General features: G+C 72.1%; 14 protein-coding genes. 3 read left to right on the forward strand and 11 right to left on the reverse strand.

What is annotated here, in order from left to right:
* Window positions 1–3 precede the first annotated feature (3 nt).
* The 7 genes from ACQPZP_RS24395 to gap form a co-directional block, all read right to left on the reverse strand.
* Window positions 4–495: an Lrp/AsnC family transcriptional regulator gene (locus ACQPZP_RS24395; protein ID WP_433461591.1), complete on the reverse strand. Its 492-nt coding sequence runs from the start codon at window positions 493–495 to the stop codon at window positions 4–6.
* 96 nt (window positions 496–591) lie between these two features.
* Complete coding sequence (locus ACQPZP_RS24400) at window positions 592–1,716, reverse strand: MFS transporter (protein ID WP_433472040.1); 1,125 nt, start codon at window positions 1,714–1,716, stop codon at window positions 592–594.
* Between the two features lie 372 nt (window positions 1,717–2,088).
* The gene (locus tag ACQPZP_RS24405) at window positions 2,089–2,460 is read right to left on the reverse strand and encodes an RNA polymerase-binding protein RbpA (RefSeq protein ID WP_433461593.1); all 372 of its coding nucleotides are present in this window, start codon (window positions 2,458–2,460) and stop codon (window positions 2,089–2,091) included.
* Window positions 2,461–2,541: 81 nt separating this feature from the next.
* A complete protein-coding gene (gene secG, locus ACQPZP_RS24410) occupies window positions 2,542–2,784 on the reverse strand; it encodes a preprotein translocase subunit SecG (protein ID WP_433472041.1) in 243 nt (80 codons plus the stop codon).
* Window positions 2,785–2,920: 136 nt separating this feature from the next.
* The gene (tpiA, locus tag ACQPZP_RS24415; RefSeq protein ID WP_433472042.1) at window positions 2,921–3,730 is read right to left on the reverse strand and encodes a triose-phosphate isomerase; all 810 of its coding nucleotides are present in this window, start codon (window positions 3,728–3,730) and stop codon (window positions 2,921–2,923) included.
* A 3-nt stretch (window positions 3,731–3,733) separates the two neighbouring features.
* On the reverse strand, window positions 3,734–4,921 hold the full coding sequence (locus ACQPZP_RS24420; RefSeq protein WP_433472043.1) for a phosphoglycerate kinase: 1,188 nt from the start codon (window positions 4,919–4,921) through the stop codon (window positions 3,734–3,736).
* Between the two features lie 90 nt (window positions 4,922–5,011).
* Window positions 5,012–6,016, reverse strand: a complete 1,005-nt coding sequence (gap, locus tag ACQPZP_RS24425; RefSeq protein WP_433461597.1) for a type I glyceraldehyde-3-phosphate dehydrogenase — start codon at window positions 6,014–6,016, stop codon at window positions 5,012–5,014.
* 222 nt (window positions 6,017–6,238) lie between these two features.
* Here gap and ACQPZP_RS24430 point away from each other — a divergent pair, with 222 nt between their 5' ends.
* The 3 genes from ACQPZP_RS24430 to ACQPZP_RS24440 are packed head-to-tail and all read left to right on the forward strand — an operon-like array spanning window position 6,239 to window position 9,487.
* Window positions 6,239–7,009 (forward strand): hypothetical protein, encoded by a 771-nt coding sequence (locus tag ACQPZP_RS24430; RefSeq protein WP_433472044.1) that lies wholly within the window; start codon window positions 6,239–6,241, stop codon window positions 7,007–7,009.
* Window positions 7,006–8,295, forward strand: coding sequence for a hypothetical protein (locus ACQPZP_RS24435; RefSeq protein WP_433472045.1), 1,290 nt, complete (start codon window positions 7,006–7,008; stop codon window positions 8,293–8,295). The genes ACQPZP_RS24430 and ACQPZP_RS24435 overlap by 4 nt, the downstream gene beginning before the upstream one ends.
* Complete coding sequence (locus tag ACQPZP_RS24440) at window positions 8,285–9,487, forward strand: hypothetical protein (protein ID WP_433472046.1); 1,203 nt, start codon at window positions 8,285–8,287, stop codon at window positions 9,485–9,487. Before ACQPZP_RS24435 ends, ACQPZP_RS24440 begins: the two co-directional genes overlap by 11 nt.
* A 65-nt stretch (window positions 9,488–9,552) precedes the next feature.
* Here ACQPZP_RS24440 and whiA read toward each other — a convergent pair whose 3' ends face one another.
* The 4 genes from whiA to uvrC all read right to left on the reverse strand — a co-directional run bounded on the left by whiA (window position 9,553) and on the right by uvrC (window position 14,524).
* On the reverse strand, window positions 9,553–10,533 hold the full coding sequence (whiA, locus tag ACQPZP_RS24445; protein WP_149258125.1) for a DNA-binding protein WhiA: 981 nt from the start codon (window positions 10,531–10,533) through the stop codon (window positions 9,553–9,555).
* A 61-nt stretch (window positions 10,534–10,594) separates the two neighbouring features.
* Window positions 10,595–11,572 (reverse strand): gluconeogenesis factor YvcK family protein, encoded by a 978-nt coding sequence (locus ACQPZP_RS24450; protein ID WP_433472047.1) that lies wholly within the window; start codon window positions 11,570–11,572, stop codon window positions 10,595–10,597.
* 52 nt (window positions 11,573–11,624) lie between these two features.
* Window positions 11,625–12,503, reverse strand: a complete 879-nt coding sequence (gene rapZ / locus ACQPZP_RS24455) for an RNase adapter RapZ (protein WP_433472048.1) — start codon at window positions 12,501–12,503, stop codon at window positions 11,625–11,627.
* Window positions 12,500–14,524, reverse strand: coding sequence for an excinuclease ABC subunit UvrC (gene uvrC / locus ACQPZP_RS24460; RefSeq protein WP_433472049.1), 2,025 nt, complete (start codon window positions 14,522–14,524; stop codon window positions 12,500–12,502). Before uvrC ends, rapZ begins: the two co-directional genes overlap by 4 nt.
* Between the last annotated feature and the right edge of the window lie 29 nt (window positions 14,525–14,553).

The raw sequence follows: 14,553 nt of genomic DNA on the forward strand, positions 1-14,553 counted from the left end.
GGGTCAGCTGTACGGCGTTCGGCTTTCAAGTCGCCCGGCCGAGGGAAGTTCGGACTGTTCCACCGGCTGGACGTAGTCGTACACGACGATGGTGCGGACGTCGACGTACTCCTTGCGGCGGGCCAGCCGGTCGAGCACGAAATCGCGGAGGTAGGCGGTGCTGGACACGGCCACGTGGACGAGCAGGTCCTCGTTGCCGGTCACGACGAAGACCCCGATCGTCTCGGGCATCGAGGCCATGCTGTCGCGGGCCGACTCGATGGCCTCGCGCGACTGCGGCCGGATCCTGATCGAGATCAGGGCCTGGACGCCGCGCCCCAGCCGCTCCAGGTCGACGGTCGCGTGGAATCCGGTGATGACGCCCCGGGAACGCAGCGCCCGCGTCCGTTCCAGGGCTGTGGACGGGGCGATGCCCACCGCCTCGGCCAGCTCCCGGTTGGTCTGCCGCCCGTCGCGCTGCAGGCGCCGCAGGATCGCCTGGTCGACCGCGTCCATGTGCGTCCTCCCGAAGTCTTCCCCGGACGCCGAACTCCCGCGCGGGAAACGCGCCCGGACGTCCCGTCCCCCGAAGATTATTCGACACGGACCGCGTCACGGGCCCCGGGTGCCGATCGCGGCGGCGAACGCGAACGCGCCGACCCCGATCAGCGCCCCCGCCGCGCCCGCCGGGCCGAGATCGAACAGCCGGCCGATCACCAGGTCCCCGGCGAAGGCGAACATGCCGGCGCAGAACGCCAGGACGCCGTAGTACGAGCCGAAGCGCTCCGGCGGGGCGTGCCGGGCGGCGCGCTGGAAGATCGACGGCTGGACCAGGCCGTTCGCCACCCCGTTCAGGACGGCGGCGACCATCAGCGGGCCGGTCTGCGTGCCGTCCAGCGCGGCGAGGACGCAGAAGGCCGCCGCCGAGCAGAGCAGGCCGAGGCGCAGCACCCACGGGCGCTCGCCCCGGTGCCGGGCGGCCACGAAGGGCTGCACGGCCGCGGCGACGGCGGCCAGCAGGCAGAAGCTGAGGGTCGCCGCGCCGGACCCGAAGCCGAGCAGCGGCACGGCGGTCATGATGTTGTTCGCCAGCAGCGTCGTGGGCGCGGTCATCAGCGCGAACAGCAGGAACGCGCGGTCGCCGAGCACCGCCCGCACGCCCCTGACGACGTCGCGGAGGCCCGCCGGCACCGGCCGCGTCCGGCGCCGCGGCAGGAGGAGGAACAGGACGCCGGCGACGGCCCACAGGGCCGCGGCCGTCCCGGTGACGAGCGCGAACCCCGGCCCGAAGGAGAGCAGGACGAGCCCCGCGGGCGGGCCCGTGACCGTCGCGAGGTGCTGGGTGGTGACGTAGGCGGCGAAGCCGCCGGACCGGCGGGCGGGCTCGACGCCGGCCAGGATCGTGTGGACCGCGGGGTTGTAGAGCGCGCCTCCCACGGCGACGAGCACGGCGGCGCCGAGCAGCGCCCCCAGGCCGTCGGCGACCCCGAGCAGGCCGAAGCCCACGGCGCGCACGGCGCACGAGAGCGCCCCGGTGAGCCGCGGGCCGATCATGTCGGTGAGCGTCCCCACCGGCAGCAGGAGCGCGAACTGCAGGCCGACCCGCACGCCGAGGATCAGCCCGACCGTGCCGGCCAGCAGCCCGAGGTCGTGCCGGAGGTGCGCGACCAGGTGCGCCATCACGGAGAAGAACCCGATACAGACGACGAACTGGATCGCGACCACCGTCACGATCACCCGGCGATCGGACGGGTCCGCGGCCGGCGGCGCTTCGGTGGGTGCGGGAGCGGCGACGATCACAGACGGGGCCCGGCCGAAGTCGGAGGCGATCCGCACCCCGCCGGCGGCGGCGCGACCGCCCCCACCAGCGGATCCCGGGGAGACGGAACGGAGCGTCCCGAGGACATGCGGTCGTACCTGCTTTCGGCGTGGGGTCGATCGCGCCCAGCAGACCAGAAACGCCCTGGCGACGTCCAATATGGATATTGCTCGCAACTCAATACGCGAACAGATATCACGCCTGGTCGGAGACCACGGCGGGCGACCCCTGAACAGGCCGCGGCCCGGCCCCCCTCGATCGGGGACCGGGCCACGTCGGTGCCGGTGGTGTCAGCGGGCCGCGGCCTCCATGGCCTGCTTGACGGCGGCGCGCTTCTTGCGGAGCTTGGCGAGCGCCTCCTCGAGGATCGCCTCGCCGTCCTCGTCGCTGCGCCGCTCCTTCACGTACGCGAGGTGCGTCTTGTACGGCTCCGTCTTCGGCGGGGCCGGGGGGTTCTCCGAGTCCTGACCGGCCGGGAACCCGCAGCGCGGGCAGTCCCACGTGTCGGGGACCGCGACGTCCGTCGCGAAGCTGGGGCGGGTCTCGTGCCGGTTGGCGCAGTAGAAGGTCACCCAGACGCGGGGCGCGGCGTCGCCGCGTTCCGCCTCTCCCATCGGACCGGCCCCGACACGGCTGCCCCGGATCGCGTTGCCACTACCCACGGATTACTCCTCGCTTGGTGTTCCGCCGCCGCCCGTGACCTCCGAGGACGGCGCGGCGCTCGCATGTGTTGAACGGGCGGCTCAGCCGACGCCCTTGTGCGTGTAAAGCAGCCCGAGCACGATGATCGAGGCGAACCAGACCACCCCGACGCCGATGGTCAGCCGGTCGAGGTTGCGCTCGACCACCGAGGACCCGCCCAGGGACGACGTGACGCCGCCGCCGAACATGTCGGACAGTCCGCCGCCCTTGCCCTTGTGCATCAGGACGAGGACCACCATCAGGAGGCTCGAGACGATGAGCACGATGGAGGATGCGATGATCACGTTTCTTCAGCGCCTTGTCTGTAGTTCCTGGACGGAGGTTCGGGCCGGGCGTTTACCCGTCAGCTACGAAGGGTACGACGAAGCGCCCGCTGGTTCGGCAAGAACCCCCAGTTCACGCAGAATTGATCAGATTTGATCAGGCGAGGAGATCCCGGTACCGGCAGATCTTGACGAACTCTCCCGGGTCCAGGCTGGCACCACCGACCAAGGCGCCGTCCACGTCGTCCTGCGCCATCAGCTTGGCGACGTTGCCGCTCTTCACCGAACCCCCGTACAGGATACGCGTCTCGTCGGCCACTCCGCCGTCGTAGAGCTCGGCGAGCCGCGTTCTGATCGCGGCGCAGACCTCCTGCGCGTCCTGCGGGGTGGCGACCTCGCCGGTGCCGATCGCCCAGACGGGCTCGTAGGCGATGACGGTGCGCCGCACCTGGTCGGCGGGGATCTTCTCCAGCCCGCCGTCGAGCTGCGCGATGCAGTGCGCGACGTGCCCGCCGGACTTGCGGACCTCCAGGCCCTCGCCGATGCACAGGATCGGGGTGAGGTCGGCGGCGAGCGCCGCCTTGGCCTTGGCGTTGACGATCGCGTCGTCCTCCGCGTGGTACTGGCGGCGCTCGGAGTGCCCGACGACCGCGTAGGTGCAGCCGAGCTTGGCGAGCATGGCGGCGGAGATCTCGCCGGTGTAGGCGCCGGAGGCGTGCTGGGAGACGTCCTGCGCGCCGTACTGGATCGCGTACTTGTCCGCCTCGATCAGCGTCTGCGCCGAGCGGAGCGCGGTGAACGGCGGGAGCACGGCGACGTCGACCGCGTCGTAGTCGGCGTCCTTGAGCGCGAACGCCAGCTTCTGGATGAGCGCGATCGCCTCAAGGTGGGTGTTGTTCATCTTCCAGTTGCCGGCCATCAGCGGCTTGCGGCCGCTCTGCTTACCGGAAGGGGTCGCGGGAGCCATCGGTCAGTCCTCCAGAGCCTGCAGGCCGGGCAGCGTCTTGCCTTCGAGGTATTCGAGGCTGGCGCCGCCGCCGGTCGAGATGTGGGAGAAGGCGGCCTCGTCGAAGCCGAGCTGCCGGACGGCCGCGGCCGAGTCGCCGCCGCCGACCACGGTGAACGCGCCGGAGTCGATGAGGCCCTGCGCGACGGCGCGGGTGCCGTGCGAGTAGGGCTCCATCTCGAACACGCCCATCGGGCCGTTCCAGAACACCGTCCTGGCGTCGGCGAGACGCGTGGCGAACAGCTTGCCCGACTCCGGGCCGATGTCCAGGCCGAGCCGGTCGGACGGGATCGCGTCGGCCGCGACCACGTCGTGGTCGGCGTCGGCCGCGAACGCGGCGGCCGCGACGATGTCTACGGGCAGGACGAACTCCACGCCCGACTCCTCGGCGCGCCGCAGGTACTCGCGGACGGTGTCGAGCTGCTCTTCTTCCAGCAGGCTCTGGCCGACCTCGTGGCCCTGGGCCTTGAGGAAGGTGAACACCATGCCGCCGCCGATCAGGATGCGGTCGGCCTTGCCGAGCAGGTTGTCGATCACCCCGAGCTTGTCGGACACCTTGGACCCGCCGAGCGCGACCGCGTAGGGGCGTTCGACGTCCTCGGTGAGCCTCTTCAGCACCTCGACCTCGGCGGCGATCAAACCTCCGGCGGCGTGCGGGAGCCGCTGCGGCACGTCGTAGACGGACGCGTGCTTGCGGTGCACCGCGCCGAACCCGTCCCCGACGTAGATCTCGGCGAGTGCGGCGAGCCGGTCGGCCAGCGCGCCGCGCTCGGCGTCGTCCTTGCTGGTCTCGCCCGGCTCGAAGCGCAGGTTCTCCAGCAGCGCGACGCCGCCGTCCGCGAGGCCCTCCGCGGCGGCCCTGGCCGAGTCGCCGACGACGTCGGCCGCGAACGTCACGTCGGTCCCCAGCAGCTCGCCGAGCCGCTTCGCGACCGGGGCCAGCGAGAACTCGGGCTTGACCTGCCCCTTGGGGCGGCCGAGGTGGGCGCAGACGATGACCTTGGCGCCCCGGGCCCGCAGCGTCTCGATCGTCGGCAGGCTGGCCCGGATCCGCCCGTCGTCGGTGATGGCGCCGTCCTGCAGCGGGACGTTCAAGTCCGCGCGGACGAGTACGCGCTTACCGGCGACGTCGAGGTCGTCAATGGTGCGCATCGGGATGCGGTGTCCTTCCGTACACGGCCGCGCCGTGGCCGCGCGCCCCGTCCTGGGACGGCGCGCGGCCACGGCGGCGACGGTTTTCGGTTACAGCTGCGAGCCGACGAGCTTGACGAGGTCGACGAGGCGGTTGGAGTAGCCCCACTCGTTGTCGTACCAGCCGACGACCTTGACCTGGTCGCCGATGACCTTGGTCAGCCCGGAGTCGAAGATGCAGGACGCCGGGTCGGTGACGATGTCGCTGGAGACGATCGGGTCCTCGGTGTAGGTGAGGTAGCCCTTCAGCGGACCCTCGGCGGCGGCCTTGAACGCCTCGTTGACCTCCTCGGCCGTCACCTCGCGCGACAGCGTGGCGGTGAGGTCGGTGGCCGAGCCGGTCGGCACCGGGACGCGGAGCGCGTAGCCGTCCAGCTTGCCGTTCAGCTCCGGCAGCACCAGGCCGATCGCCTTGGCGGCGCCGGTGGAGGTCGGCACGACGTTCAGCGCGGCGGCGCGGGCGCGGCGCAGGTCCTTGTGCGGCGCGTCCTGGAGGTTCTGGTCCTGCGTGTAGGCGTGGATCGTCGTCATCAGGCCCTTCTCGATGACGAAGTTGTCGTGCAGCACCTTCGCCAGCGGGGCCAGGCAGTTGGTGGTGCAGGACGCGTTGGAGATCACCGTGTGGTTCGCCGGGTCGTACTTGTCCTCGTTGACGCCGAGGACGACGGTGAGGTCCTCGTTCTTGGCCGGCGCGGAGATGATCACCTTCTTGGCGCCGTTGTCGGCGTGCACCTTGGCCTTGGTGGCGTCGGTGAAGAAGCCGGTGGACTCCACGACGACGTCGGCGCCGACATCGCTCCACTTGAGGTTGGCGGGGTCACGCTCCTCGAACGCCTTGATCGCCTTGCCGCCCACGACGATCTCGTCGGAGGTCGCGCGCACGTCCTCGGGGAAACGGCCGAGAATGCTGTCGTACTTGAGCAGCTGGGCGAGCGTGGTGTTGTCGGTCAGGTCGTTGACCGCCACGACCTCGATGTCGGCCCCGGACGCCTTCACCGCGCGGTAGAAGTTGCGGCCGATCCGGCCGAACCCGTTGATGCCTACTCGGATGGTCACGGAACGGCTCTCCTCGTACGTCGTATCGCCCGGCGCCGGCCGGACTGTTAACTACGGTCCATCCGGGGTTTCTCCCCCGCCACTGACCCTATCCAATGACCCGCGGGTAGCTTGCCACCGGTTTCGTGGGAAAACGGGGTGAGTCCCCGTTCCCCCTCCCGGGGGATCGCCGCGCACCGTCCCCGTCACGACCTCCGTCGATCATCACTAAACTCCCGGTTCATGTGGCGCGGGTGGTTCGTCCTGATGGCAGGACTTGCGGGGGCCCTGCTGCTCGGCTGCCCGGCCGCGGCGGCGCCGGTGGACCGTGCCAAGCCCGCGGGGAGGGCCGACGGCATCGCCGCGGCGCTCCGCCGCGATCCGGTGTACGTCACCGACCACTCTCCGCGGTCACTGCCTCCCGACACCGCCGCGCGGATCAAGGCGTCCGTCGCCCGGCTCGGCGTCCCCACCTATGTGGCCGTGACGCCCACGCTGGGCCTCGGGGAGGACAATCCGGGCGACTCGTTCGTGGCGCTGCTCCGCGACCGGCTGCGCAAGGACGGGATCTACATCGTGATCTCACCGTCCGGAGGTCACGGAGAGGCGCGGCAGTTCGGCGGGACGCGGCGGCTTCCGGTCGACGACGCCTGGTGGGCCGCGGACTTCGAGATGCCCTACGACGCGGGCGCGGCCGACATGATCGAGCGGTTCGTGGAGATCGCGCTGTCCGGCCACGCCAGGGAGCGCCGCGATCATCCGCGCCCGGAGCCGAAGTCCGAGTTGCGCAAGGCGCTGGACGCCGACGACGCGGCGGATCGGCGGGCGGGCTACGTGGAGTGGGCCGTGTTCGGCGGCGGCGCCGCCCTCAGCGGCGGGACCATCCTCGCCCTGCTGATCCGCCGCCGCGTCCGCCGCTCGAAGCCGCGGCCGAAAGCCACCGGGAGGCCGGCCGGGAAAAAGCCGGTCAGGAAGAAACCTCCGAACAGGCAGAAGGCGAAGGGGCGCCGATGACACGGTTCCGCGCCCGGGGATTGCTCGCCACCCTCGTCCTGGTCGCGCTCGGCACCTGGCCGGCCGGCGCCGCCGCGAACGAGCCGCCGCCCTACGCCTACCACCGGCTGGACCGGGTCGGCGCCGCGCTCGCCAAGGATCCGCTGTTCGTCGACCCGGACGTCGGCGAGGCCCTCGGCACGGCCGACCGCGCCCGGCTCCGCGCGGCCGTCGGCAAGGCCGCCAAGCGGATCGGCACGCCCGTCTACGTCGTGGTGATCCCGAATCCGAACGACTCGGAGTCGCAAGGCCGGGACGACGCGTTCCTGTTCATGCTGCACGACCGCACGCGTCGCGACGGGCTCTACGTGATGGCCGACTCGGGAGGCTCCCTGGAGTCCGAGACGTTCAACGTGCCGCGCCGCTACGACTACTCCTCGCTGGACGAGGACGAGCCGGGAAGTTCCCGGCCCGCCGACTCCGATCACCCGTTCGCCGGGCTCGCCGGCCGGATCACGCAGCGGCTGGACGGCTACGCCACCGCGCCCTCGGCGTCCCCCACCATGCCGACGCTGTACTCCAGCCCGGACCCGTTCGGCAAAGAGGACGCGTTCACGCCCAGCGACCCCGAGATCAAGGCGCCGCTCCTGACGGGCCTCCTTCTCGCAGGGCCCATCGGGGCCGCCGTCCTGTACTGGCTGGGCCTCGGCGTCCTCGTCCTGCGTCGAGGCCGTACCGCCGAGCCGGACGAGCGGAAGATCGAAAAGCACACCTGGGCACCCACCGCCCCCGGCACCCGCCGGCTGCGCCGCAACGCGGCCAAGGAGCTGGAGCGGCTCCGCCGCCGGCTCACCACGGCCGACGCCGAGCAGGGCCGCCCCTATGCCGTCTCCGCCTATGACGCCGCCCAGATCCTCTACGACGACGCCAAGGAGGACGAGGAGAAGGCGATCGATCTTGTGGGGGCGATCGTCCTGGCCAGGCAGGGACGCATCGCGCTGACCCGGGACACGGCGTCGCCGCCTGCCCCGTGCTTGATCAACCCGCTGCACGGCGAGTCCACCGTGCGCAAGCGGCTCCCAAGGCTGGATGAACACGACGCCCTGCCCAAGCCGTGCCCCCTCTGCCAGACCTGCGGCGAGTCCGAGGAGCGGCACGGGCTGACCGAGGCCCGCCTTCTCAAGATCCCGGGCCCGGACGGCCGCCGGCCGCACACCCTCGTCCCCGGCGTGTGGCGGGACACGGCGTGGGGCGCCCGCGGCAAGAACTTCCTTCCCCGTGTGATGAGGTACCTCGGTGTTGACTGACCCCTCCCCCGGCGAACGGCTGGCCGCCGCCCTCCGCCGCTCCCCGATCCACGTGGACCCGTCCCTGGCGTCCGCGCTCCCCACGGCGGAGCGCCGCAGTCTCATCGCCAAGCTGAAGAAGGCGCCGGCACCGGTCTTCGTCGTCCTGGTGCCGATCGTCAAGGGCGGCACCTGGGCGGACGCCGACCAGCTCGCGACCGTCGTCCACGACCGCCTCGGCCGCGACGGCATCTTCATCACCTTCGACGACGCCACCGAGGACCTCACCGCCCGCGAGTGGGGCGGCGACCACCAGGCCCGCGACGCCGCCTGGGCGGTCACCCTGGACCGCACCATGGACGACGCGCCGCTCGCGGCCAGGCTGTCCCGCATCGCCGACCTGATCATCTCCGGCACCGGCAAGCAGGAGTACGACCGGATCTCCGCCGAGATCGACAAGCGCTACAACGCGCGGCACAGCGCCGAGCCCAAAGGCACGACCCAAGCCGACGACGACGGCGGCCTCGCACTCCCCATCGGCGCCGCCGGAGCCGGGGTGGCCGTGGTCGGCGTCGCCGGGTTCCTGCTGTGGCGGCGGCGCCGGATGGCGTCCGTCCGCCGCGAGGGCGACGCCCTCCTGATGCCGCGCACGGTGTTCGCCACGGCGAGCCGCGCCACCGAGGACCAGCTCCGCGAGCAGGCGTCCCGCGAGGTCATCGCGTTCGGCGAGCTGCTGGACGAGACGACCGTCCCCACCACCGACGAGCGCACGCGCGTGCTGATGGCCAGGGCCCTGGACGCCTACCAGGCGGCCGGCAAGACCCTCGACGCGGCCGGCGGCGTCCCCGACCTGGCCGGCGTCCTCGTCCTGCTCGACCAGGGCCGGGACGCCCTCTCCTCCGCCCAGGCCGTCGCCAAGGGCAGGCCGGAGGTCCCGCCGGTCCCGCTGTGCTTCTTCAACCCGCTCCACGGCGACGCCACGAACCGGCTCGACTGGCGGCCCATCGGCTCCCGCGAACGCCTCCGCGTCCAGACCTGCCGCGCCTGCGCCCGCGCGGCCCGCGACAAGCAGACCCCCGACGCCCTCACCGACCGCCGGGACGGCCGCGACGTCCCCTACTACGAGGCCGACCCGTCCAAGAGCGTCTGGGCCGAAACCGGCTACGGCCAACTGCGCGACGACCTGATCCACCGAATCCTCAGAGGCGACTGACCCGCAACAACCTCAGCCGGGGCACGGCTCGTGACGGGGGTTCCAGGGGGTCGCCCCCGGGGGAGTCACTGCGCGAGCATGTCGGCCGTCAGGTTGGCCTCGGTGCCGGGGATGCCCTGGTCGCCGGCGCGCTTGTCGGCCATGGCGAGGAGGCGGCGGATGCGGCCGGCGATGGCGTCCTTGGTGAGGGGCGGGTCGGCGAGCTGGCCGAGTTCCTCCAGGGACGCCTGCTTGTGCTCCAGGCGGAGGCGGCCGGCGTTGACGAGGTGCTCGGGGGCGTCGTCGCCGAGGATCTCCAGAGCGCGGGCGACGCGGGCGCCGGCGGCGACGGCGGCGCGGGCGGAGCGGCGCAGGTTGGCGTCGTCGAAGTTGGCGAGCCGATTGGCGGTGGCGCGGACCTCGCGGCGCATCCGGCGTTCCTCCCAGGCGAGGACGCTGTCGTGCGCGCCGAGCCGGGTGAGCAGGGCGCTGATGGCGTCGCCGTCGCGGACCACGACGCGGTCGACGCCGCGGACCTCGCGGGCCTTGGCGTGGATCTTGAGGCGGCGGGCGGCGCCGACGAGGGCGAGCGCGGCCTCCGGGCCGGGGCAGGTGACCTCCAGGGACATGGAGCGGCCCGGTTCGGTGAGGGAGCCGTGCGCGAGGAACGCGCCGCGCCAGGCCGACTCGGCGTCGCAGGCCGCCCCCGCGACCACGTGCCGGGGCAGGCCGCGGACCGGCCGGCCGTTGTTGTCGATGAGACCGGTCTGCCGGGCGAGCGACTCGCCGTCCCGGAAGACGCGGACGACGTAGCGGTTGCCCTTGCGAAGGCCGCTCGGCGCGAGCACCACGACCTCGGAGGTGTGCCCGAACACCTCCGCGATGTCCTTGATCAGCCGCCGGGCCGCCACGCCGGTGTCGATCTCGGCCTCGATCACGATGCGCCCGCTGACCAGGTGCAGGCCCCCCGCGAAGCGCAGCAGCGTCGAGACCTCGGCCTTGCGGCAGCACGGCTTCAGCACCGTGAGCCTGCTCAGCTCGTCCTTGACCACACCGGTCATCGCCATCTGATGAACCCTCCCCCTATCGGACTTCCAGCAGTGTGGCCGATTCCGGCCCGGCCGGTCGTCACTCGGTGAATATCTGTACGAAGGCTTGGGCCAGCCGGGCGGGTTCATGACGCGGCGAGCCGTCGTCGGCGGCGACGTCGGCGAGGACGAGGCGTCCGCCGAGGTCCTGGACCGCCTTGTCGAGCGCGGCCGGGTCGTCCACCACCCCTCGGTCGGCGATGACGACGTCCACGCTGAGGTCGGGTGCGTGCGCCTGCAGGACCTCCAGGTGGGTCTGCGGGGAGAAGTCGTCGGTCTCGCCGGGCTGCGGCGCGAGGTTCAGCGCGACGACGCGGCGGGCGCGGGCGGTGGTGAGGGCGCGGGCCAGCGCCGGCACCTTGAGGTGCGGCAGGACGCTGGTGAACCACGAGCCGGGGCCGAACACGATCCAGTCGGCCTCGTCGACGGCGGCCAGCGCCTCCGGGCACGCGGGCGGGTCGGCGGGCACGAGCGACACGCCGAGCACGCTTCCGGGCGTCTTCGCGCACGCCACCTGTCCCTTGACGTGGGTGATCTCCCCGGGGCGGGACGGGTCGGCGCCGCGCACCTCGGCGACGATGTCCAGCGGGACGGCCGCCATCGGCAGCACCCGGCCGTGCGCGCCGAGCAGCCGGCCGACCCAGTCGAGACCGGCGACGGTGGAGCCGGGCGCGGCGGCGCCGCCGAGCAGCTCCCACAGCGCGACGATGAGGAGGTTGCCGACGGCGTGGTCCTGCAGGTCGCCCTGGCTGCGGAAGCGGTGCTGGACGACGTCCCGCCAGGTCTGGCCCCACTCGTCGTCGCCGCAGAGGGCGGCGAGCGCCATCCGCAGGTCGCCGGGCGGCAGCACGCCGAGCTCGCGGCGGAGCCGGCCGCTGGAGCCGCCGTCGTCGGCGACGGTGACGACCGCGGTCAGCCGGTCGGTGACGCGGCGCAGCGCCGACAGCGAGGCGTAGAGGCCGTGGCCCCCGCCGAGCGCGACGACCTTCGGGCCCGCCTTCGAGGCAGGGGGCTTCACCGTGCCGTCTCTCTCCTCGTCCGGGACCCCCGCCGGGTCCCGGCGCGGGCCGTCACTCGCGGCCGAGGTCACGGTGGGCGACCTGCACCTCGATGCCCTCGTCCCGCAGCCGGGCGGCGATCTGTTCCGCCATGGCAACACTACGGTGTTTTCCGCCAGTGCATCCCACGGCAAGGGTCACGTAGTGCTTGCCCTCGCGTTCGTATCCGTCGGCGAGGAGCCGCAGGACCTCGGAGTAGGCGTCCAGGAACTCCTTGGCGCCGCGCTGCCCGAGGACGTAGTCGCGGACGGCGGCGTCGCGGCCCGTCTTCGGGCGCAGCTCCGGGACCCAGTGCGGGTTCGGCAGGAACCGGCAGTCGACGACGAGGTCGGCGTCGACCGGCAGGCCGTACTTGTAGCCGAACGAGACGACGGTCGCGCGCAGGCTGGACTCGCCGGTGTCGTTGCCGAAGAACCCGATGATCTTGTTGCGCAGCTCGTGCACGTTGAGGCCGCTGGTGTCGATGACCAGGTCGGCCTCGGCGCGGACCTCGCGGACCAGTTCGCGCTCGCGGGCGATGCCGTCGACGAGGCGCCCCTCGCCCTGCAGCGGGTGGGGGCGCCGGACGCTCTCGAACCGGCGCACCAGGTCGGCGTCGTTCGCCTCCAGGAACACCACCCGGGGGTGGACGCCGCGCGCCTCCAGCTCGGCGATCGAGGAGTGCAGGTCCTCGGTGAACGCGCGGCTGCGGACGTCCACGACGACGGCGATGCGGGGCACCGCGTTCTTCACCCGTCCGCCGAGGTCGGCCATCGTGGCCAGCAGCCCAGGCGGCAGGTTGTCGACCACGAACCAGTCGAGGTCCTCCAGGGACTTGGCCGCGGTGCTGCGGCCCGCCCCGGACATGCCGGTGACTATCACGATGTCCGGGATCTTCGTCTCGCTGGTCATGGCCGTCTCCCCCTGTGCTCCCCGTCGCCCGCACCGCCGCCTGCCGGGACGGTGCCGCCGTGCAGCGCCGCGACGATGCTCTCGGCGCTGCGCATGCCGATCCCCGGGACCTCGGCGACCTGCTCGGGCGTCGCGTCCTTCAGCCGCTTCAGCGAACCGAAGTGTTTCAGCAGCGCCGCGCGCCGCGCCGGGCCCAGACCCGGAACGTTATCGAGTTCGCTGACCGTCATGGACTTGGACCGCCGCTGCCGGTGGAAGGTGATGGCGAACCGGTGCGCCTCGTCGCGTACCCGCTGGACGAGGAACATGCCCTCGCTGTTGCGCGGCAGGATGACCGGGTCGTCCTCGCCGGGCAGCCAGATCTCCTCCAGCCGCTTGGCGATCCCGCAGACCGCGATGTCGTCGACGCCCAGCTCGTCCAGGGCGCGCTGCGCCGCGGCGACCTGGGGCGGGCCGCCGTCGACGATCACCAGGTTCGGCGGATAGGCGAACTTGCGCGGCCGGCCCGTCTCCGGGTCGATCGGCTGGTGCGCACCCTCCTCCGTCTCATTCTGGGGGGACGACCCCCCGGACCCCCCGGCAACCGCTTCGGAAGGATCGCCGAGCGCGTCGAGCTCGCCTGTCTTCTCGCTCTCGGCGAGGTAGCGGCGGAACCGGCGGGTGATGACCTCGTGGATGGAGCGGACGTCGTCCTGCCCCTCCACGGCCTTGATCGTGAACCGGCGGTACTCGCTCTTGCGGGCCAGCCCGTCCTCGAAGACGACCATGGACGCGACCACGTTGGTGCCCTGCAGGTTGGAGACGTCGTAGCACTCGACGCGCAGGGGGGCGTCGTCCAGTTCCAGGGCGTCCTGGATCTCCTGCAGGGCGCGGCTGCGGGTGGTGAGGTCGGACGCGCGGCGCGTCTTGTGCTGCTTGAGCGCCTCGTGGGCGTTGCGCGCGACCGTCTCCAGCAGGGCCTTCTTGTCGCCCCGCTGCGGGACGCGCAGCCGGACGGGCCCGCCGCGCTGCTCCGACAGCAGCTCGGTCATGGCGCCCTCCTCCGGCGGCAGGGCCGGGACGAAGACCTCGCGCGGCACCGACTCGCTCTCGCTGTAGATCTGGATGAGGAAGTGCTCGACCAGGTCGGCGGTGGTGACGTCCTCGACCTTGTCGACGACCCAGCCGCGCTGCCCGCGGATGCGGCCGCCGCGCACGTAGAACACCTGGACGGCCGCCTCCAGCTCGTCCTCGGCGAAGGCGATCATGTCGCAGTCGGTGCGGTCCGGCAGGACGACCGCCTGCTTCTCCAGGGCGCGCTCCAGGGCGCGGATGTCGTCGCGGAGGCGGGCGGCGCGCTCGTACTCCTGGGACGAGGCGGCCTCCCGCATGTCGCGTTCGAGACGCTTGATGAACCGGGACGTGTTGCCCGCCATGAAATCGCAGAAGTCCTCGGCGAGCAGGCGGTGCTCCTCCGGGGAGACGCGGCCGACGCAGGGCGCGGAGCACTTGCCGATGTAGCCGAGCAGGCACGGCCGGTCGAGCTGGTGCTGGCGCTTGAACACGCCGGCGCTGCAGGTCCGGACGGGGAACACGCGCAGCAGCTGGTCGACCGTCTCCCGGATCGCCCACGCGTGGGAGTACGGCCCGAAGTAGCGCACGCCCTTCCGCTTGGCGCCCCGCATCACCATCACCCTCGGGAACTCCTCGTTCAGGGTGACGGCGAGATACGGATACGACTTGTCGTCGCGGTAACGGACGTTGAACCGGGGGTCGAACTCCTTGATCCAGGAGTACTCCAGCTGGAGGGCCTCGACCTCGGTGCCGACGACCGTCCAGTCGACCCTCGCGGCCGTCTGCACCATCGTCTGGGTGCGCGGGTGCAGCGAGGAGAAGTCGGCGAAGTAGGAGTTCAGCCGCGAGCGCAGGCTCTTGGCCTTGCCCACGTAGATGACCCGGCCGTGCTCGTCGCGGAATCGGTACACCCCGGGGGAATCCGGGATGGAGCCCGGTGCGGGTCGGTAGGTCGCCGGATCTGCCACGTTCAAAAGCCTAATGGGCCGCACCGACA

The organism is Spirillospora sp. CA-142024 (assembly GCF_050942325.1).
GTDB lineage: Bacteria > Actinomycetota > Actinomycetes > Streptosporangiales > Streptosporangiaceae > Spirillospora.